This is a genomic window from Rhodoplanes azumiensis, assembly GCF_042682915.1.
Classification (GTDB): Bacteria; Pseudomonadota; Alphaproteobacteria; order Rhizobiales; family Xanthobacteraceae; genus Rhodoplanes; species Rhodoplanes azumiensis.
In genome coordinates this window covers 123,954-143,680 of the sequence record NZ_JBHUIW010000006.1, presented here as the reverse complement: position 1 = coordinate 143,680, position 19,727 = coordinate 123,954, and the positions used below count along the sequence as shown (strand labels likewise).

14 protein-coding genes are annotated in these 19,727 nt (G+C 71.0%); 5 read left to right on the top strand and 9 right to left on the bottom strand.

Annotated elements, in window-relative coordinates; translation table 11 throughout:
• Positions 1 to 172: 172 nt before the first annotated feature.
• From ACFSOX_RS07945 to ACFSOX_RS07935, 3 genes are all read right to left on the bottom strand, one after another.
• Positions 173 to 733: an EF-hand domain-containing protein gene (locus ACFSOX_RS07945; protein WP_378477262.1), complete on the bottom strand. Its 561-nt coding sequence runs from the start codon at positions 731 to 733 to the stop codon at positions 173 to 175.
• A 494-nt stretch (positions 734 to 1,227) separates the two neighbouring features.
• Positions 1,228 to 2,359 (bottom strand): peptide chain release factor 2 gene (gene prfB, locus ACFSOX_RS07940; RefSeq protein ID WP_378477261.1). Its coding sequence is split into 2 segments (ribosomal slippage): positions 1,228 to 2,289 and positions 2,291 to 2,359, totalling 1,131 coding nucleotides; the frame shifts between segments, so codons are not numbered across the junction.
• A gap of 211 nt (positions 2,360 to 2,570) precedes the next feature.
• Positions 2,571 to 2,726: a hypothetical protein gene (locus ACFSOX_RS07935; protein ID WP_378477260.1), complete on the bottom strand. Its 156-nt coding sequence runs from the start codon at positions 2,724 to 2,726 to the stop codon at positions 2,571 to 2,573.
• Positions 2,727 to 3,123: 397 nt separating this feature from the next.
• Here ACFSOX_RS07935 and ACFSOX_RS07930 point away from each other — a divergent pair, with 397 nt between their 5' ends.
• Together ACFSOX_RS07930 and ACFSOX_RS07925 are read left to right on the top strand one after the other, a co-directional pair.
• Complete coding sequence (locus ACFSOX_RS07930) at positions 3,124 to 3,285, top strand: hypothetical protein (RefSeq protein WP_378477259.1); 162 nt, start codon at positions 3,124 to 3,126, stop codon at positions 3,283 to 3,285.
• A gap of 328 nt (positions 3,286 to 3,613) precedes the next feature.
• On the top strand, positions 3,614 to 3,775 hold the full coding sequence (locus tag ACFSOX_RS07925; protein ID WP_378477258.1) for a hypothetical protein: 162 nt from the start codon (positions 3,614 to 3,616) through the stop codon (positions 3,773 to 3,775).
• A 201-nt stretch (positions 3,776 to 3,976) separates the two neighbouring features.
• Here the strand turns inward: ACFSOX_RS07925 and ACFSOX_RS07920 are convergent, their stop codons facing one another.
• Positions 3,977 to 6,445, bottom strand: coding sequence for a penicillin-binding protein 1A (locus ACFSOX_RS07920; RefSeq protein ID WP_378477257.1), 2,469 nt, complete (start codon positions 6,443 to 6,445; stop codon positions 3,977 to 3,979).
• 391 nt (positions 6,446 to 6,836) lie between these two features.
• Here ACFSOX_RS07920 and ACFSOX_RS07915 point away from each other — a divergent pair, with 391 nt between their 5' ends.
• On the top strand, positions 6,837 to 7,574 hold the full coding sequence (locus tag ACFSOX_RS07915) for a DUF3800 domain-containing protein (RefSeq protein WP_378477256.1): 738 nt from the start codon (positions 6,837 to 6,839) through the stop codon (positions 7,572 to 7,574).
• 60 nt (positions 7,575 to 7,634) lie between these two features.
• On the opposite strand, the gene ACFSOX_RS07910 is transcribed toward ACFSOX_RS07915, so the two are convergent.
• The gene (locus ACFSOX_RS07910; protein ID WP_378477255.1) at positions 7,635 to 8,930 is read right to left on the bottom strand and encodes an N-acetylmuramoyl-L-alanine amidase; all 1,296 of its coding nucleotides are present in this window, start codon (positions 8,928 to 8,930) and stop codon (positions 7,635 to 7,637) included.
• Between the two features lie 755 nt (positions 8,931 to 9,685).
• Here ACFSOX_RS07910 and ACFSOX_RS07905 point away from each other — a divergent pair.
• Entirely contained in the window at positions 9,686 to 13,147 is a 3,462-nt protein-coding gene (locus tag ACFSOX_RS07905) for an Rne/Rng family ribonuclease (protein ID WP_378477254.1), read from the top strand.
• 124 nt (positions 13,148 to 13,271) lie between these two features.
• Here ACFSOX_RS07905 and ACFSOX_RS07900 read toward each other — a convergent pair whose 3' ends face one another.
• From ACFSOX_RS07900 to ACFSOX_RS07890, 3 genes are all read right to left on the bottom strand, one after another.
• Entirely contained in the window at positions 13,272 to 14,879 is a 1,608-nt protein-coding gene (locus ACFSOX_RS07900) for a PEP/pyruvate-binding domain-containing protein (protein WP_378477253.1), read from the bottom strand.
• Between the two features lie 10 nt (positions 14,880 to 14,889).
• Entirely contained in the window at positions 14,890 to 16,818 is a 1,929-nt protein-coding gene (locus tag ACFSOX_RS07895) for a hypothetical protein (protein WP_378477252.1), read from the bottom strand.
• Between the two features lie 380 nt (positions 16,819 to 17,198).
• Positions 17,199 to 17,945 carry an SDR family oxidoreductase gene (locus ACFSOX_RS07890; RefSeq protein ID WP_378477251.1) on the bottom strand — a complete coding sequence of 249 codons (747 nt, stop codon included), beginning with the start codon at positions 17,943 to 17,945 and terminating at the stop codon, positions 17,199 to 17,201.
• Positions 17,946 to 18,042: 97 nt separating this feature from the next.
• On the opposite strand from ACFSOX_RS07890, the gene ACFSOX_RS07885 reads away from it, so the two are divergent.
• Positions 18,043 to 18,966 carry a LysR family transcriptional regulator gene (locus ACFSOX_RS07885; protein ID WP_378477250.1) on the top strand — a complete coding sequence of 308 codons (924 nt, stop codon included), beginning with the start codon at positions 18,043 to 18,045 and terminating at the stop codon, positions 18,964 to 18,966.
• Here the strand turns inward: ACFSOX_RS07885 and ACFSOX_RS07880 are convergent.
• Positions 18,914 to 19,543: a DUF6456 domain-containing protein gene (locus tag ACFSOX_RS07880; RefSeq protein ID WP_378477249.1), complete on the bottom strand. Its 630-nt coding sequence runs from the start codon at positions 19,541 to 19,543 to the stop codon at positions 18,914 to 18,916. The two genes, ACFSOX_RS07885 and ACFSOX_RS07880, sit on opposite strands and share 53 nt — an antisense overlap.
• Positions 19,544 to 19,727: the final 184 nt, after the last annotated feature.

The window sequence follows — 19,727 nt, the reverse complement described above, 5'->3', positions numbered from 1 at the left end:
GCGCGCGACAGGGCGGCGGTCCGGAAATGCGTTTCGGAGTGTGTCGGCGGTGCCGCGGCGACGGCCCCACTGCGACGGAGTCGTCGAGCGGACGAACTCGTCGAGGGGACGGAAACGTCGCAGCGACAGTCTCGCCGGCGCGTCAGGACAGATGGCCTGACGCCGGCGCCGCTCACGCCGAGGCCGAGAACGGCGGCCGTCGCCCGTCGGCCCCGAGCGTCGCCTCCGCCGTCTCGGCCGACTGACGCAGCGCCGCGGCCATGCCGTCGCGGGTGATGAAGCCCTGCGCCGTGGTGTCGATCTTGGTGAACATGCGTTCGGCGAAGCTCGTCGAGCCGCCGCGCGCCTCGATGAAGGAGACGAACTCGGCACGGCCGATGCGGCCGTCCCCGTCGGTGTCCATGGCGCGGAAGACCTGGTCGATCCGGCCGTCCGCTCCGGCTCCGGCCTCGCTGCCGCGAGCCCCCGTCCGCACCCTGCCGGTCCCGTCGGACGCGGTCTGCTGGACGGTGAGCAGGAACGCCATGGTCTCGCTGCTCAGCGAATACTTGCCGGCGCCGCCCGGACCGTTGACGTCGACGGCGGCGCCGATGGCCGGCAGGAAGCCCTGCCCGTGCTCGGTCGAGCCGGGCGGTCGCTGCAGCTCGCCCCGGACCGCGCCCTTGCGCGAGAGCAGGTTCAGCAGGGTCTCGGTGTCCGCCATTCCGGCGGACGTGATTCTCGCGCTGGACATCCACCCTCCTGGCCAGGACGGTCCAAGTCCCGATCGTCCAAGTCCCGATCGTCCAAGTCCCGATCGTCCAAGTCCCGATCGTCCAAGTGCCACTCTCGGGGGCTTCGTGAGGAGCGTCTGCCCAGCGACCTGCCCGCCGGCAGAGGACGCGTGACGTGGCGCTCCCGCTCAGTGCGCGATACGAGGTCTGGCGCCCGATGCCGACACCGACGGTTAACCAACCTTTAACGGCCGACCCACCGCTTTCAGGCGCGCGCCGGCGCAACTGCCCTGCGGACCGGCCGGCCCGTCGGTCCGACCCCGCCCACGACCCGCGAATCAGCTCGCACGGCGAGATGGTTTCCGAGTCGTAAACATTCTACAGCACGTTGGGAAAAATGCAAATTTCACGCCATCACGCGGGCGCGGAAACGCTCGCACCGACGCGGCACGACGCCATGCGGAGCCGCGACGATCGCGGAACCGTGTGGCCGTGAACCGTGAGGCCGCGGCCCCTACTCCACGTCCTCGACCTGCTCCGGGCCGCCACCGAACGCCTTCTGGGCGAGCGTCGCCTCCATGAAGCGGTCGAGGTCGCCGTCGAGCACGCCGCCGGTGTCGGAGGTCTGCACGCCGGTGCGCAGATCCTTCACCATCTGGTACGGCTGCAGCACGTAGGAGCGGATCTGGTGGCCCCAGCCGATGTCGGTCTTGGCCTCGAACTCGGCCGCGGCCGCCGCCTCGCGCTTCTTCAGCTCGATCTCGTAGAGGCGAGCGCGCAGCATGTTCCAGGCGGTCGCCCGGTTCTTGTGCTGCGAGCGCTCGGCCTGGCAGACGACCGCCAACCCGGTCGGGATGTGGGTGAGACGCACCGCCGATTCGGTCTTGTTGACGTGCTGGCCGCCGGCGCCGCCCGACCGCATCGTGTCGGTGCGCACGTCCGATTCCTTGACGTCGATGACGATGCGGTCGTCGATCACCGGATAGACGTCGACGCTGGCGAAGCTCGTGTGCCGGCGGGCGTTCGAATCGAACGGCGAGATGCGCACCAGCCGGTGCACGCCGCGCTCGGTCTTCAGCCAGCCATAGGCGTTGTGACCCTTGATGATGAGGGTGGCCGACTTGATGCCGGCCTCCTCGCCCTCGGTCTCTTCCAGGTACTCGATCTTGTAGCCGTGCTGCTCGGCCCAGCGCGTGTACATGCGCAGCAGCATGTTGGCCCAGTCCTGGCTCTCGGTGCCGCCGGCGCCGGCATGCACCTCGAGATAGGTGTCGTTCGGATCGGCCTCGCCGGACAGCAGCGCCTCCAGCTGGCGGCGGTCGACCTCGGCCTTGAGCCCCTTGAGGGCCGCCTCGGCCTCGCCGACCACGCCCGCGTCGTTCTCGGATTCGCCGAGCTCGATCAGCATGATCTGGTCGTCGAGCTCCTGCTCGATGCGACCGATCGCGGTGAGGCTGTCTTCCAGGCTGGTGCGCTCCTGCATCAGGCGCTGGGCCTTCTGCGGGTCGTTCCAGAGCTCGGGATCCTCGGCGAGCTTGTTCAGCTCCGCAAGGCGCGCGCGGGCCTTGTCGAAGTCAAAGATGCCTCCTCAGCAGCCCGACCGACTGCTTGATCTCTTCCACCACGGACTGAGTTTCCGCGCGCATCGCCTGTCACCTTCCCGGCCGTCTCCGGCCGCCGAGCCGTCTCCGGCCACGGACCTCGTGGAGCTGCCGCGGCCGGGCGGCCGTGGCGTCGTCTCGAATGCCGGTGCCGCATGTAGCGGCCCGGGCGCGCCGGCGCAACCCACGCGGCGGCGGGCCGCACGCCGACGGACGGCAGGCGGCGCGCCGGAGCCGATCGCTGCGTCGGGTGGGGTCAGTCGAGCAGCATCACGGCCGTCCATAAGCCGCCCGAGACGAGGAAGACGGAGAGGCGCGGCGTCGACATCAGGGCCGAGGCGGTGAGCGCGGTGGCGAGCGCCGCCGCCCAGCCGGCCAGGAGAACGATGAGGCGTGCCAAGACGAATCCCATGGCGTCTCCCCGCCTGTGGCGCTTCGTCGCCCGCGGGTCTGCCCCGCGAGACGTGACCGGACGTCCCCCGTCGTCACGGTGCCGATCATCCGGGCGGCGCGCAACCCCGACGGCCCCGGCTGGCATGCACATTGCCGCGAGCCGGCCGCAACGGCCGGCGAACGAACAGAGCTTTTGATTCACTTCTTTCCTGCGACTTTCCTGCGACGCCCCGAAGCCTGCTTCGAATCGAGAATTTCGCGACGCAACCAAAAATTAATCAATAAAATCTTACTTAAATCCTTGCCATTGCTGCGCCGCAATATCAGATCATGAAGGATCCAACGACCCCGGACACGCCGACTCGCGGCGCCTTCGGCGATCGATGACCGAAAATGCGATCAGGAGCGCTATAAGAATGATTCATGCTTCGACTCCCGGCACGGCCCCCACGCACACCCGCAAGGCCACCCTGCTCGGCCGCGCCATCGCCGGCGTCGGCTCGATGCTGGAGGTGCTGCGCGAGGCCCAAGCCATGCGGGCGGACGCCCAGCGCCGGTATCCCTTCGTCGAAACCTGACGGGCGGGCCGGGCCGGCGTGATCCGCCGGCCCGAATGCCGCGTATCGTCGTCGATCTGTCCGACAACGCCTGCAAGGCCGGCGCCCGGAGCGGGTCCGCGCCCAGGGCCGATGAGCGCGTGCCCGAGGCAGGGCCGGCACGGGACGTGGGCCTGCAGGGTCGGATTAGGTCGGTCCGAGACGGGGAATTAGACGAATAGTCCAGGATTGTTGAACACACGGCAAATGTGCATGCGCGAAGCCGGGGTTTTTCGACCGTGCCCGTGCGGCCATATGAAGCGAGACAAACAGCGGTGAACCGCTGCTTCAAGAATTCGAGGAGCCGACCATGACCGACTTCGCCATCCCGACCCGTCCCACCACCGGTGGTGCCGTGTCGCGCGCCGTCGCGACCGTGAAGGCCGTTTTCGGCGAGGTCAGACGCAGCTTCGCCGAGGTCTCCCGGATGCGCCGCGAGGCCGCCGAGCGCTATCCGTTCGTCCAAGACTGAACGAATCAGGGTCGCGAGCCGCCGGGCGCCGTGACGCCGGCGGGCCGGGCGACCTCTCGACATCGGAGCCCCGACGCCCCCGCGCGGGAGCTCCGAGCAAAAGACCCCCGCACCGGCGGGGGTTTTTTGTTGTCTGCGGATCCGGGTTGCCGGCGGATCACGGACCGGGCGCGAGACCGCCGACGTCCGCGCAGCGGCGGCTCAGTACAGCCCGCCTGTGCCGGTGCGTACCGCCCGGTCGACCTCCGGCGTCACTCCGAGCGGCTGACCGTCGGGACCGAGCGTGCCCGCATAGGCCGTCGATTCGGCCGGCGCCGTGCCGGGCTTGTAGGCCTCGAGGATCGCCTTGGTGGTGCCCGGGCCGGCGCGCGTGCCGCTCGCCGCGTCGATGCGGATCAGCTTGATGCCGGGCGGCACCCGGAACGGCACCGGTGCCTTGTCGGCCAGCGCCACCTTGAGGAAATCCCGCACGATCGGCGCCGCCATGTGGCCGCCCGAGGCGCCGCGGCCGATGTGGCGCGGCTTGTCGTAGCCGAGATAGACGCCGACCGCGAGCTCGGGCGTGAAGCCGACGAACCACACGTCCTTCTCGTCGTTGGTCGTGCCGGTCTTGCCGGCCACCGGCTTGCCGACCGCGGCGACCGCGTTGCCGGTGCCGCGCAGCACCACGCCCTCCATGATCGAGGTGATCTGGTAGGCCGTCATCGGGTCGAGCACCTGCTCGCGCCGATCGATGAGGCCGGGCTCGGGCTGGTTCTGCCAGGCATCGGCGTCGCAGCCGCGGCACTCGCGTTGGTCGTGCTTGTAGACGGTCTTGCCGGTGCGATCCTGGATCCGGTCGATCAAGGTCGGGGTGATCCGGCGCCCGCCATTGGCCACCATCGAATAGGCCGTGACCATCCGCATCACGGTCGTCTCGCCGGCGCCGAGCGCATAGGAGAGATAGGGCGGCATGTGGTCGTAGACGCCGAACCGCTTGGTGTATTCGGCGATCAGCGGCATGCCGATGTCCTGGGCGAGCCGCACCGTCATCACGTTGCGCGAGTGCTCGATGCCGAAGCGCAGCGTCTGCGGGCCGTAATACTTGCCGGTCGAGTAGTTCTCGGGCCGCCACACCCCGATGCCGGGCCCCTGATCGATCTCGATCGGAGCGTCGACCACGATGGTGGACGGCGTGTAGCCGTTGTCGAGCGCGGCGGCATAGACGAGCGGCTTGATCGACGAGCCGGGCTGCCGCATCGCCTGGGTGGCACGGTCGAACTGGCTCTGGTCGAACGAGAAGCCGCCGACCAGCGCCAGCACGCGGCCGGTCACCGGGTCCATCACCACCATGGCGCCCGAGATCTCGGGGATCTGGCGCAGCCGGAACTGGCCGTCCTTGCCGGCGACCGGCTCGACATAGACGACGTCGCCCGGCTCCAGCACCTGCGACGTCCTGGCGACCGCCTTGCCCTTGTTCGGGCCATTGAGCGGCCGCGCCCATTTGAGGTTGTCGAGCGGCAGGATGCCGACCTCGCGCTCGCGCTTCACGGCGCCGCCGGGCTCCCGACCGGGTTGCAGGCCGATGCGGGCCGCCTGATCGGCCGTCTCCAGCACGACGGCGAGCCGCCACGGCGCGACGTCGCTCAGGGCGCGCACGTCGGCGAGCCGCGGGCCCCAGTCGCCGGCGACGTCGATCCTGGTGACCGGCCCGCGCCAGCCCTGCGTCTCGTCGAAGCGGACCAGCCCGTCCGTGAACGCCTTGCGGGCGACCACCTGCAGCTTGGGATCGAGCGTCGTGCGGATCGACAGGCCACCCTCGTAGAGGCGCTTCTCGCCGAACTTCTCGAGGATCTCCCGGCGCACCTCCTCGGCGAAGTACTCGCCGGCGAAGATGTGGGCGCCGGTCGGCCGCGGCGTGACGTTGAGCGGGCTCTTCTTGGCGGCCTCGCCGTCGGCGGCCGTCACGTAGCCGTTCTCGACCATGCGATCGATGACGTAGTTGCGCCGCTCGACCGCGCGGTCGCGCTGGCGGAACGGGTGGAGCTGCGACGGCGCCTTCGGCAGGGCCGCCAGATAGGCCGCCTCCGCGACGGTGAGGTCGTTGACCGACTTGTCGAAGTAGAGGAGCGAGGCGGCCGCGACCCCGTAGGCCGAGAAGCCCAGATAGATCTCGTTGAGATAGAGTTCGAGGATGCGGTCCTTCGAGTAGGTCCGCTCGATCTTGAGCGCCAGCAGCGCCTCCTTGATCTTGCGGTCGAACGACACCTCGTTGGTGAGCAGGAAGTTCTTGGCGACCTGCTGGGTGATGGTCGAGGCGCCCTGCGGGCGCCGGCTCGAGCCGATGTTCTGGACGAACAGCAGGCCGGCGCGGGCGATGCCGGTGAAGTCGAGGCCGCCGTGCTCGTAGAAGTTCTTGTCCTCGGCCGAGATGAAGGCGTTGATCACCCGCTTGGGGATCGCCTGGATCGGCAGGTAGAGCCTCCGCTCGCGGGCGTATTCGGCGAGCAGGGCGCCGTCGACCGCGTGGACGCGGGTCATCACCGGCGGCTCGTATTCCTGCAGCTGGGTGTAGTCGGGCAGATCCTTGGAGAAATGCCAGATCATCCCGGCGGCGGCCGCGATCCCCACCAGGAACACGATGGTCCCGAGCGTGAACAGGAAGCCGAGAAACCGCAGCATCAATCGCATCGCCCCATCCCCGTTGGCGCTGCCCGGAGGCGGCCTGACCGGCTGCCGGCGGTGTCGCTCGTGCCCGGCACGGCCCTGACGCGCCCAGCCCGCCTTGCCACGAACCGTCGGCCGCCCGGGCGGAATCCACCCGTCGTGCCGCCCGTAGGTCGCCCGGTTTTATGGTCAAACTGAGGCTTGGCGCGGTTGAGACGAGCCCGTAGCCCGGGGTGAGCGAAAGCGAGGATCGGCAGCATGGACCTTGCGGCAAGCCTACAGGCAGCTTATTTTCAAGAGAGCGGTTGGGAGGTTCGCCGATGCGATCCGTCGGGGAGTTTTCCCCGCCCGGCCGCCTTTTTTGTATTTGACATCGTCATCTATCTTATTCTCTAGCTAGCGTTTGTTGATTCATATGTATCTGTTATATCTCGATGATTCCGGCTCTGCAGGCAACTTGGCCGATCGTCATGTGATATTGGCCGGCGTCGCCTTGTTCGAGCGGCAGCCGCACTGGTTCAGCGCAAAGCTCGATGCTATCGCCCAGCGAATTTGGCCCGACAGTCCGGCGACTCTCGAGTTCCGCGGCGGAGACATGTTGAGCGGTCGAAAACATTGGCGCGGAGTTCCAAAGAGCGATCGGACAGATGCGCTAAAGGAGGCGCTGGGCATTCTCGGCAATTCAAGCTTGGTTCATTTGTTTGGCGCTGCCGTGCATCGGGCAGCCGTTTCGCCAGACGATCCGATGGAACGGGCTTTCGAGCAGCTCTGCAATCGCTTCGATAAATTTCTTGGACGTTTGCACCGTCGGGCAAATACGCAACGCGGACTTATCATTCTGGATAAATCGACTTGCGAGACGTCGCTCCAAGGACTGGCCAGGGATTTCCGCACGATAGGCCATCGATGGGGACAGCTCTACAATCTCGCCGACGTTCCGCTTTTCGTCGACTCTCGCGCGACCAGAATGGTTCAATACGCCGACATGGTCGCATACGCGACGCGGCGTTACTTCGAATATGGCGATGGCACATTCTTCGACATCATTGCGCCTCGATTCGATTCGGAGGGTGGCGTCGTCCACGGCTTGACGCACTTGAAGCCGACGACCGAACTTTGCAACTGCTTCTGCTGCAAACAAAAACGATTTTGATCGTCGATCGAGCCAAGCTTTTCCTCGGCGCCAAGCAGGCTCCAATATATAGTTCGTTGTTCAATTCCCCCCCGCCCCGACCCCTGCCCCGCCGGCGGCTTTGGCTTCGCCGGCCGGGGCGGCGAGGCGGGGCTGGAAGAAGGCGTCGACGGCGCGGACGATCGACTCGGCCGCCTTGGCGCGCCAGGCGTCGGACAGCATCTGCTTGAGGTCGGCCTTGTTCGACACGTAGCCGAGCTCGACCAGCACGGAGGGCACGTCGGGGGCGGTCAGCACCCGGAAGCCGGCCGACTTCAACGGGTGCTTGTGCAGCTTGGCGGCCGCCTTCAGCTCGCCCGCCAAAGTGCGGGCGAACTGGTTCGAGTAGTTCTTGGTCTCGCGCTGGGCGAGGTCGATCAGGATGTCGGCGATGTCGTCGGGCTCGGCCGAGAGGTCGACGCCGGCGATCACGTCGGCCTTGTTCTCGGCCTCGGCGAGGCGCCCGGCCTCGGCGTCGGAGGCGGTCTCGGAGAGCGTGTAGATGGTGGCTCCCTCGGCGCCGCCGTCGCGGCGGGCGAGCGCATCGCAATGGATCGAGATGAACAGCGCCGCCTCGCGGCTGCGCGCGAGCCGCACGCGCTCGCCGAGCGGGATGAAGCGGTCGTCCGAGCGGGTCATCACCACCCGGTACTTGCCGGTCTGCTCGAGCTTGTCGCGCAGCATCAGCCCGAAGGCGAGGACGATTCCCTTCTCCTCCTCGCCGCTCGGCGCGCGGGTGCCGTTGTCGATGCCGCCATGGCCGGGATCGACGACGATGATCGGGCGCGGATCGCCATTCGGCTTGGCGTCCGTCTCGGTCCGGCGCGGCTCGCGCGGCAGGCGGTTGTCGATCGCGGCGGCGCGCAGGAAGGTCGCCCGGTCGACGGCGGCGAGATCGAGCACCAGGCGGGCCGGCAGCCCGTCGGCCGGCTCCAGCACGAAGGCGCGCTCGACCCGCACCGGGCCGGTGGTGTCGAGGACGATGCGCGAGCCCCCCGGCATCACGAGGCCGTAGCGGAACGCCTTGACGAGGCCGCGCGCCCGCTCGCCCGTCTTGGCCGGGAGCTGGAACGTCACCTGCGGCATGTCGACGATGACCCGGTAGGGGTCGGCGAGCGTGAACGCCCGCACCTCGATGGTCTTGGTGAGGTCGACGACGAATCGGGTCTGCCCGGCATCGCCGGCGAGGCGCGCATCGGTGGCGACCGGAAAGTCCGGCACCGTGGCCGGAACGGCGGCGCCCGAGGCGCGCGGCGTCTCCGCCGCCCGTGCAACGGGGGCGTGCAGCGCGCCGACAAAGGCGGCAATCCCCAAGGCGAGGGCCAGTCCCCGTCCCACCGCCGCATGCCTCCCCGTGCTGCTTCCCGAATAAACTCTGACGGTTAACGTGGGCTTTCTCGCGGCGGCGCCGGCCCGGGCTCGCCATCCGGTCGGCACCAGAGTGCCTGTCTGCGAGGCAACTGGCTGATCATCAAGCGATTCCCGCCCCACCCTCGCAGTTCCGTGACACGCATGCGGCTTGCCAATAGGGCATGACGCGCCTTAATAAGAGCTGCTGGTGGATCGAGAGAGCCCGAACGCTCCCGTTTCGGCGTCCGGAGCCCTCGAAGGTCCGTCCACCGTTTTCGCCGTCGCCCCGCACGGCGGAACGCGAAAACGGTCGCGAGAGGCTTACTTGCGAGAGGCTTTGCTTGCGAGAGGCTTGCAGCGAACGGCCTGCAGCGCGAGACTTGCAGCGCGAGACTTGCAGCGGGTCCGTCGCGAGAGGCCGCCGCCTTCGAAGGACGATTCGATGCGTTTGCGATCCGGTCGGACGTTCACGCGAGACATCCTCAGCCCCTAAGACCCGTCATGGCCACGGCGCGTGGCCCAGCACCCCAGGATTCGGAGCCGATGTCCGGGACAATGAACGAGGAGCACTTTGCCGGGCGCTGTGAAAGAGCGCCGGCGCTCCCGTCCTCCCGCGGACCGCGACTCGCGCTTCGTGTCGTTCCTGCTTTCCACCCCCCCTTCGGCGCGCATCGTCCGACGCTTGATCCCGGTCCCGCGGGTGGACCGGATCGCGCGCGGCCGCGCCGCAACGAGACACCGACATGGCGAATAAGATGCTCATCGACGCGACCCACCCGGAAGAGACCCGGGTCGTCGTGCTCCGTGGAAACCGCGTAGAGGAATTCGATTTCGAGTCGGCGAGCCGCCGGCAGCTGCGAGGCAACATCTACCTGGCCAAGGTGACGCGGGTCGAGCCGTCGCTCCAGGCCGCGTTCGTCGACTACGGCGGCAACCGCCACGGCTTCCTGGCGTTCAGCGAAATCCACCCGGACTACTATCAGATCCCGGTCGCCGATCGGCAGATGCTGATCGACGAGGAGGAGCGCGCCCACCGGGCCGCCGAGGCCGAAGCCGACCGGCGCGCCGCCGCCCGCTCGGGTGCCCGCCAGATCCCGGCCGAGCGCCCGCCCCATCGCGACGACCGGGTGGCGAGCGAGCCGGTGCCGGAGACCCCCGCCGCCGATGCGCCCGTCCATGATGCGTCCGTCGGCGAGGCGCCCGGGTCGGAAGCACCCGGGTCGGAAGCGCCCGGATCGGAAGCACCCGGGTCGGAAGCGCCCGGGTCGGAAGCGCCCGGGTCGGAGGCGACCACCGCTGGCGCTGCAGCGGCCACGGGCGGCATGGTCGAGCCCCCGCACGTCCCCTCGCCCGGGGAGGCGCAGACCGAGCTCGACTTCGCCCGCTCCGAGAGCGACATCCCCCCGGCCCCGGCCGCGCCGGAGACGCCGCCGCCGGCCGCCGAGGCGGCTGCCACGGAGCCGGTCGTTCCGCCGGGCGACGCCGTCGCCGCCACCGAGACGGTCGCGGTCGTCGTCGCCGAAGGCGAGACCGCGGCGAGCGAGCCGGCCGCTCCGGCCGAGGCCGCGCCCGTCGTCGCCCTCGACGGCGAGGTTCTGCCGCCTGCCCCCGCCGCCGACTCGTCCACGCCCGGCAACGGCCACGACGCCGACGAGGATGACGAGGACGACGAGGACGAGGACGACGAGGACGACGACGAGGACGAGGAGGACGACGACGAGGAGGAAGAGGAGGTCGTCGAGTCGGTCGGCGGAGCCGACGCGCTCGAGGAGCTGCCCGATCGCACCCCGCGCTATCGTCGCCAGTACAAGATCCAGGAGGTGATCAAGCGCCGGCAGGTCATGCTGGTGCAGGTCGTCAAGGAGGAGCGCGGCACCAAGGGCGCGGCGCTGACCACCTACCTCTCGCTCGCCGGCCGCTACTCGGTGCTGATGCCCAACACGGCGCGCGGCGGCGGCATCAGCCGCAAGATCACCAACACGCAGGACCGCAAGCGCCTGAAGGAGATCGCCCAGGATCTCGAGGTTCCGGAGGGGATGGGCGTCATCCTGCGCACCGCCGGCGCGGCGCGCACCAAGACCGAGGTGAAGCGCGATTTCGAGTATCTGCTGCGCGTTTGGGAGCAGGTCCGCGACCTCACCCTCAAGTCCTCGGCCCCGACCCTCGTCTACGAGGAAGGCTCGGTGGTGAAGCGGGCGATCCGCGATCTCTACAACAAGGAGATCGACGAGGTCATCGTCGCCGGCGAGGCGGCCTATCGCGAGGCCAAGGACTTCATGCGCATGCTCATGCCGAGCCATGCGAAGAACGTGAAGCTCTACGTCGAGCCGCAGCCCCTGCTCACCCGCTACGGCGTCGAGACCCAGCTCGACGCGATGTTCTCGCCGACCGTGCAGCTGCGCTCCGGCGGCTACATCGTGCTCAACCAGACCGAGGCGCTGGTCGCCATCGACGTGAACTCGGGCCGCGCGACGCGCGAGCACCACATCGAGGACACGGCCCTCAAGACCAATCTCGAGGCCTGCGAGGAGGTCGCCCGCCAGCTACGCCTGCGCGACCTCGCCGGCCTGATCGTCATCGACTTCATCGACATGGACGAGAAGCGGAACAACCGCGCCGTCGAACGCAAGCTCAAGGAGTGCCTGAAGAACGATCGCGCCCGCATCCAGGTCGGCCGGATCTCGCATTTCGGCCTGATGGAGATGTCGCGGCAGCGCATCCGCACCAGCGTGTTCGAGAGCTCGACCGAGAAGTGCCCGCATTGCGGCGGCACCGGTCACGTGCGCTCGGTCTCCTCGGTCGCGCTGCAGTGCCTGCGCATGCTCGAAGAGACTCTCATGCGCGGTGCCACGCATAATCTCACGATCCGCACCGGCACCGACACAGCGCTCTACATCCTCAACCACAAGCGCGCGCATCTCGCCGAGCTGGAGCAGCGCTTCCGCCTGGTCCTCACCGTGAAGGCCGACGAGAGCGTGATGGGGGCGCATCCGTTCGTCATCGAAAAGAACGAGCAGGTGCACTCGCTCGAGCAGGCGCGCGCCATCGCGGCGCAGTCGGCGGCGGCGCTGCCGGCGCCGCGCCGCATCGACGAGGACGACGAGGACGAGATCGAGGCCGAGGCCTACGAGGCCGAGGTCGAGGAGGACGAGGCGGAGGAGATCGAGGCGCGCGCCGACACCGACAACGGTGACGGCGAGGGCGAAGGTCGCGGCCGCCGGCGCCGCCGGCGGCGGCGCGGTCGGCGCGGCGAGGAGCGCGACGAGCGCGGCGAGCGCGGCCCGATGGTGGCGCGGACGCCGGCCGGCGAGGCCGAGTCGGGCGAGCCGGAAGGCGACGACGAGGCCGAGGGCGACGAGGCCGAGGGCGACGGCCAGACCGCGCGGCACGAGGGCGAGGGCGAGAACGGCGAAGGCGGACGCAGGCGTCGCCGGCGCGGCCGCCGCGGTGGCCGCCGCAACCGCCGGCAGGACGGCACCCCAGGCCCGCTCGGCGGTCCCGAGCCCGGCTTCGATCTGGTCGAGCCCGAGCTCGCCCACGCCATCGAGGATTTCGGCGGCCCGCGCCTCGGCGAGGACATCCCGTCCGGCGAGCAGCCCGAGCTGCCGGCGTCGGCCGACATCGCGGCGACGTTCGACACGGCCGACCGCGAGCCGAGGGTGATGACGATCAAGACCCCGCCGGATGCGCGGGGCGAGCGCGACTCGTTCCCCGCGCCGGTGATCGGGGCCACTGCCAACGCCGACGAGATCGGACCCGAGAACCTGCCCGAGCCGGAGGCCGGCTTCGACGCCCCGCTGCGTCCCGAGCCGCGCCGCGGCCGCGGTCGCGCCCGCCATGTCGACGCGCCCCCGCCGCCGCCGGACTTCGGCCCGGTCGATCCGCCCGAGCCGCTGCAGGCGCTCGCTCCCGAGTCGGTGGTGCAGACCCCGATCGCCCCGGCGCCCGCGCGCATTCCGGCGCCCGAGCCGGCTCCGGCCGCGGCCGAGCCGCCGCGCCGGCGCTCGACGGTGCGCGAGCCGGTGTCCGTCGTGCTCGGCGGCAACGGCCCGTCGTTCAGCAACGGCGATGTGACGCCGCGTCCGGTCGAGCCGGCGCCGACGCCCGACACGCCGGCGGTCGCCGAATCGTCGCCGGAGTCGGAATCGGCAAAGCCGCGCCGCACCGGCTGGTGGGCCCGCAAGCTGCTCGGCGACAAGGGCTGACCGGAGACACGAGCGCTGCGGCTCGTCGTCCGGGCCGAGGCCGAATCCCGAAGGGCGCCGCGCGCGAGGGCGGCGCCCTTCACGGTCCTCCGGCCTCGTCGCCACGTGTCGTGGCCGGCCGGGCTCAGCCGACCGGGACGACGCCGTCGGCGGCGCCGTGGAGCCCGGCTCGCCAGCGGGCGATCTCGTCGAACTCGGCCGGGCGCTCCGCGACCACCTCGGGGCGACCGAGATGGACGGTGCCGCGATCGCCGTCGACCGCGATGAAGTCGCCGTCCCGCACCACGGTCCCGGCGAAGCTGGCGCGCCCCTCGCCGGGGGCGACGAGCAGCCCGGCGCAGCCGACCACGCAGGGCTTCGCCATCTGGCGGGCGACCAGCGCGGCATGCGCGGTGCGCCCGCCCGCCGCCGTGACGATGCCGGCCGCGGCGGCGAACCCGGCGACGTCCGCCGGGCTGGTGTCGGGCCGCACCAGCACGACCGGATCGCCGTCGGCGGCGAGCGCCACGGCCCGGTCCGGCCCGAACGCGGCACGACCGACCGCCACGCCGGCGGACGCCGCGATCCCGCACAGGACCGGCGGACCGGCATCCACCAGCCGGGTGCGCACCAGCGCCGCCGCGTCGATGCCGCCGATCCGCCGCAGCGCCTCGGCAGGATCGATCACCCCGGCCGCGACGAGATCGACGGCGAAGCGCAGCGCCGCCCGCGGGGTGCGCTTGGCGGCGCGCGTCTGCAGGATCCACAAGGTGCCGTCCTCGACCGTGAACTCGACGTCCTGCACGTCGGCGAGCTCGCGCTCCAGGCGGGCCAGCAGGGCGGCGAGCCGGGTCGCCGCCTCCGGCAGCGCGCGGGCGAACGCCTCGCCGGATTGCGGCGTGCGGCGGCCCGACACCACATCCTCGCCCTGCGCCGAGAACAGCATCTCGATCACCGGCTCGGGCGCCCCGGTCGAGGGATCGCGCGAAAAGGCGACGCCGGCGCCGGAGCGCAGGCTGCGGTTTCCGAACACCATCGCCTGCACCGTGACGGCGACGCCGCGCAGGTCGCCGAGGCCCTCCAGTGCGCGGTACGATTCGGCCCGCTCGCCCGTCCACGAGCGGAACACCGCCATGGCGGCGTCGGCGAGCTGGGCCATCGGATCGTCCGGCACCACCGCATCGGCCCGCGCCACGACGTCCTCATAGGCGGCGGCCAGGCGCTCCAGCGCCTCGCCGTCGAGGTCGTCCTCGGACGGCACGCCCTCGCTGCGCAACAGCTCGTCGCGCCGCCCCGCGAACGCCGCGCGGGGGAGTCCGAGCACGGTCTCGCCGTAGGATTCGAGCAGGCGGCGGCGGCAGTCGAAGGCGAATCGTGGATTGCCGGTGGCGCGGACGAGGCCGCGCACCGCGGCCGGCGTCGCGCCGACGTCCAGCACCGTGTCGAGCATGCCCGGCATCGAGCGGGCCGCCCCCGAGCGCACCGAGACGAGCAGCGGGTCGCGGCGCGCCCCGAAGCGGCGCCCGGTCGCCTGCTCGAGACACGCGATGCCCTCGCTCAGCGCCGCCGTCACCTGCGCCTTCGCGCCGCGATCGCCGGCCAGCACGGCGCCGCACATGACGATCGGCAGGACGAAGCCCGGCGGCACCGGCACGCCGAGCCGCATCAACCGGTTCAGATTGGCGGCCTTGGCGCCGATCGCCTCGGCCTCGAATTGCGGACCGTCCCCCGATCCCAGCCTGACGATGGTCATGGACCGCTCCTCACGCGGAGAGATGGGCGAGAACATGGGTGCGGACCAGATGACCGGCCGCGGCGAGCCGGTCGCTCGCCCGTTCGAGGGCGCGGGCGAGCTCGAGCGGGCCGATCAGGACGCGGGCCGGGCCGTCGCCGCGCAGCACCAGCGCCGTGAGGGCGCGCTCGCTCGCATCGCAGGCGTGCTCGAGCTCGGACAGCCGCGCCGCCGCCGCGAGCGCATCGTCGGAATCGGCCCGCCGGCCCTCCGGCACGTCGGCGGCGGCGTCGATGCCCACCGCGGCGGCCTCGGCCGCGCTCACCACCGCCTCGCACAGGCCGGCGAGCTCGCGCAGCACCGTCGTGTCGGTGTCGCGATCGATCAACGAGGCCAGGAACGCCGCCTGCTCGAGCTCGTCGATCGCCTCCTCGACCGTGTCGACGAGCCGCGCGATGGCCTCGCCCGCATTGAAACGCCGGGCAGCCGCGCGCGCCTCGACGGCGATGCGGTCGGCCTTCACCTCGATGCGCCGGGCGAGCGCCGCGAGGGCCGGGCCTTGGCCGGGCCGCCCGGCGACGCGCTCGGCGAGGTCGGCGGCGATGCGGGCGGCGACCTCGCGGGCCAGTCCCGCCTGGCGGACCGCGACGGCGAGGAGGCGACTGTCGGACCGGTCGAGATGACGGGCGAGCTCGGCCTCGACGGCGTTGTTGGCGAGCCGCAGCGAGCGGCCCTCCTGCAGCGTCTCCGTCGCGATGGCGAGCACGCCGACGACGAAGTCGAGCGCCGCCTCGCGGCCGAGCACGTCGTCGAGCCGCTCGCCGAAGCCGATGCGGGTCGGCGCCGCGTGGCGCACCGCCGCGGCGACCAGCTCGGCACCGCCGAGCTCCAGGAAGGCGCGATGCCCGACCCGCATGCGGGCGGCGCGCTCCAGCACCCGCACGGCGTCGCCCTTTCCGAGCAGCGTGCGCAGGATTTTTCGCGCCCGGTTCCAGTCGATCAGGAAAACCAGCGAGGCGCCGAGCGCCTCCAGGAAGGCGGCCTGCGCGGCCACGTCGCCGACGAGCCGGCCGGTGACCAGATAGAACGCCCCACCCTCGCCGAGCCCGGCGGCGCGCGCCTGCTCGAGCCCGCTCCAGAGCACCGGAAACCCGTCCAGGAGGCCGATGAAGAACTGGGCGCGCGACCGGTGCACGTCCGAATAGGTGACCGTGACCTGGTCGCGCGCCACGGCGACGACCAGCACATGCGCATCGGTGGTGCCGATGTCGTTCTGCAGCACCAGGCGCTCGCCGACCCGGGTCGCCAGCGTGTCGAGCCCGGGATGGTCGAACTTGAGACCGCGGGTCGCGTCGACCCCGCGCATGAACGCTTCGACCAGCGGGCGGTCGGCGTAGGTCAGCCCGTGCGCGCGGGCGCCCGCCACCGTCTCCTCGGCGCAGGCGGCGGCGAGGCGGTTGATCTCGCGATGCAGGTCCATCACCAGCCGGTGCAGCGTGTCGTCGTCCCGATCGTGCGGCGCGGCGGTGAGATGGGCGATGTCGGCGAGCGCGATCTGGTCGGGACCGGGCGCCGCGAGATCGGCGGCGACCCGCTCCAGCCGGGCCGTCGCGGCGGCACCGGCCGCCGGATCGGCGGCGGCGAGGGGGGCGATCATCGCCTCGCCGTCGGCGACGAGATCCGCCTTGAGGCGGTCGAGCCCGGGCGCCGCGACGAGCTCGCCCGGCCCGGCGCGGGCGCCGAGCACCAGGCCGCGCAACGCCTGCGCATCGAGCCCGGCCGCGCGGGCCTCGACCACGAGATCCGGCACCGGACCGCCCGGACGCCGGGCCTGCTGGGCGACGGCCTGCAGGACGCTCATGCGCAGCTTGGCGCGATCGTTGGCAGCGAGTGCCTCGGCGATCAGCGACGGCAGCAGAATCTCGGACTGGCCGAGATGCGCGATGATCCGGGTTTTCATGGCGATCCCTCGTCGACGCGGATCGCCCCGATTAGAGCGCGCGCCGACCGGGTCCGCCAGTTCATAAACCCGTCGCAATCGTCGCAGGCGCACCGTTCTCCGGGAGACCGACGCGCGCCGCGGGCGTCGCCATCCGGCGAACGGCGACCGCCCCGGCCTCGACCGCCCAGGCCTCGACCGCCCAGGCCTCGACCGCGCCGACCCGGCCGGGGCGTGCGCGAGCCGCACGGCGACGCGGGCGGACCGGTCCCCCCACCCGTGCGAGCGGGCCGAGCCGCTCCCGCTCGCACGGCCACATGAAGCAAACCCCGCCGCGCCTCGCAGCGCAGCGGGGTTCCGCTGTTCGGGGACCGACGGGCGTCGCCCCGCCGGCGATCGGATCAGAAGTCCTGTGAGGTCGGACGCAGCACGATCTCGTTCACGTCGACATCGGCCGGCTGCTCGATCGCGTAGGCGATGGCGCGGGCGATCGACGAGGCCGGGATCTGGCTGGTCTTGTAGAACTCCTCGAGGGCGGCGCGGCTCGCCGGGTCGCTGCTGCCGAACTTCAGCTCGGACTCGACCGCCCCCGGCTCGATCGTCGTCACCCGGATGGTCCGACCGACCTCGTGCCGCAGCCCTTCCGAGATCGCCCGCACGGCGAACTTGGTGCCCGAATAGACGGTGCCGCCCGGGCTGAACACCTTGATGCCGGCGACCGACGAGATGTTCACGACATGGCCCGCGCCCTGCCGCTCGAACACCGGCAGCGCGGCGGCGACGCCGTACAAGAGGCCCTTCACGTTGATGTCGATCATCCGGTCCCACTCGTCGGTGCGGCGCTGGCTCATCGGCGCGATCGCCATCATTCCGGCATTGTTCACGATGACGTCGAGCCGGCCGAACGCCGCCACGACGTCGGCGACGACCTTGTCGACCTGCTCCTTGCGGGTGACGTCGACCGTGTAGGCCTTCGCCTTGCCGCCGGCCGCCTCGATCTCGGCGACGATCGCCGCGAGCTTGTCGGTGCGACGCGCCGCCAGCGCCACCACGGCGCCGCGCGCCGCGAGATGCCGGGCCGTCGCCTCGCCGATCCCGCTGCTCGCGCCGGTGATCACGACGACCTTGCCGGTGATGTTCTGGTCCATGGATGCCTCCGTGTGTTGCACGGCCCGCTACATAGACCCGACCGGACGCTTTTCACAGATTGACAATGAGCGACACAATGGTGAGTAAGCTTCACCAATGAACCATCGCTGGACCGACCTCGCCGCCTTCGTGGCGGTCGCCGATCACCTGAGCTTCCAGCGCGCCGCGGCGGAGCGGGGCGTCACCCGCTCGGCGCTCAGCCACGCCGTGAAGGGGCTGGAGCAGGATCTCGGGGTCCGGCTGCTCAACCGCAACACCCGCAGCGTGTCGCTCACCGAGGCCGGCCGTCTCCTGCATGCCCGGCTGAAGCCGGCCTTCGGCGACGTCGCCCAGGCGATCGACGAGGTGAGCCGCTGGCGCGACACGCCGGCCGGCACGATCCGGATCACCGTGCCGCGGCCGGTCGGCCTCATGATGATGGGCGCGGTGATCGCCCGGCTGGTGCGCGACTGTCCCGGGCTCGCCGTCGAGGTCTCGTCCGACGACGCGCTCATCGACATCGTCGCCGCCGACTTCGACGCCGGCATAAGGTTCGGCGAGCGGCTGCAGCAGGGCATGATCGCGACCCGCATCGCCCTGCCGATGCGCTTCGCCGTGGTCGGCGCGCCGGCCTATTTCGACGACCACCCCCGTCCCGAGCGCCCCGCCGACCTGCACGCGCATCGCTGCATCCGCTACCGCTTCCCGAGCGGAGCGATGTTCCAATGGGAGTTCGAGAAGGACGGCGAGCCGCTCACCGTGGCGGTCGACGGCCCGGTGGTCTCGAACGACCAGGAGCTGATCGCCGAGGCGGCGCTCGCCGGCGCCGGCCTCGCCTTCGTGTTCGAGGACCGGGTCAGCCGCCATCTCGCCAGCGGCGCGCTGGTGCGCTGCCTGGAGGATTGGACGCCGCACTTCGACGACGTGTTCCTCTACTACCCGCACCGCGCCTACATGCCGGCGGGCCTGCGCGCCCTGATCGACATCCTCAAGGATCCGCGGCGCCGGGATCCGCAGCGTCAGGATCCGCGGCATCCGTGACCGTCGCCCGCCAGGCCCGCATCGGCGCTCCGGGGCGGCCGCGCGCCGCGGCCGCGAGCCCGTAGTGGCGCGCCAGCCGGTCGAGCCCGAGCTGCAGCACCACCTTGGCCGAGCGGGCCGGCCAGCCGCGCTCGCGCTCGATCTCCTCGAGACCTTTCAGGAAGCAGCAGACGTCGAGCAGCAGCCCGGCGAACTCGCTGCCCGACGCCCGCAGCGCCGCGGCGAGACGCTGCCGCGCCGCCAGAACGGCGTCCGTCATGGCAGCCGGCCCCCCTCCCCCGCCCGATGCGCCCGGGGCGAGCGTGGCGCTCCAGTCGACCGTCACGCGGGGACCGAGCTGGGCGAAGGTGAAGTCGGCCCGCAACCGCTCGCCGGCGAGGAGCTGCACCGGCTCGATCATGGCGCGGCCGTCGCGCCCCTTGCGGCGGGCCAGCCAGGCGAGCGGGCTCTCCGCCTCGTCGACCAGCACGGAGCCGGCCGCCGCCGCGGGGTCGGGCCGCCGAGCGAGGCGCAGTCGCTTCGCCCGGAACGGGCCGACCAGGTCGCCCGCGTCGATGGCCGCGGCAGCGGGCGACACCGGGGCGGTCCGGGCAGCGGCCCGGCGCGGCGGCCGGCTCACCACGGCCTCCGCGCGACCAGCGACGCAGCGACCGGTTCGACGGTGCGACGGGCGGACGGACGAAAGAACGAAACCCGATGGCGCATGGCGACCTCGCACGAGATGGATGTAGGAACTTTTACCTATTACTCGCGGCCCGTCA

Excerpts from the sequence above, each read along its gene's own strand:
- ACFSOX_RS07945 (WP_378477262.1), bottom strand. The coding sequence starts at position 733 with ATGTCCAGCGCGAGAATCACGTCCGCCGGAATGGCGGACACCGAGACC.
- ACFSOX_RS07935 (WP_378477260.1), bottom strand. The coding sequence starts at position 2,726 with ATGGGATTCGTCTTGGCACGCCTCATCGTTCTCCTGGCCGGCTGGGCG.
- ACFSOX_RS07930 (WP_378477259.1), top strand. The coding sequence starts at position 3,124 with ATGATTCATGCTTCGACTCCCGGCACGGCCCCCACGCACACCCGCAAG.
- ACFSOX_RS07925 (WP_378477258.1), top strand. The coding sequence starts at position 3,614 with ATGACCGACTTCGCCATCCCGACCCGTCCCACCACCGGTGGTGCCGTG.
- ACFSOX_RS07920 (WP_378477257.1), bottom strand. The coding sequence starts at position 6,445 with ATGCGATTGATGCTGCGGTTTCTCGGCTTCCTGTTCACGCTCGGGACC.
- ACFSOX_RS07915 (WP_378477256.1), top strand. The coding sequence starts at position 6,837 with ATGTATCTGTTATATCTCGATGATTCCGGCTCTGCAGGCAACTTGGCC.
- ACFSOX_RS07905 (WP_378477254.1), top strand. The coding sequence starts at position 9,686 with ATGGCGAATAAGATGCTCATCGACGCGACCCACCCGGAAGAGACCCGG.
- ACFSOX_RS07900 (WP_378477253.1), bottom strand. The coding sequence starts at position 14,879 with ATGACCATCGTCAGGCTGGGATCGGGGGACGGTCCGCAATTCGAGGCC.
- ACFSOX_RS07895 (WP_378477252.1), bottom strand. The coding sequence starts at position 16,818 with ATGAAAACCCGGATCATCGCGCATCTCGGCCAGTCCGAGATTCTGCTG.
- ACFSOX_RS07890 (WP_378477251.1), bottom strand. The coding sequence starts at position 17,945 with ATGGACCAGAACATCACCGGCAAGGTCGTCGTGATCACCGGCGCGAGC.
- ACFSOX_RS07885 (WP_378477250.1), top strand. The coding sequence starts at position 18,043 with ATGAACCATCGCTGGACCGACCTCGCCGCCTTCGTGGCGGTCGCCGAT.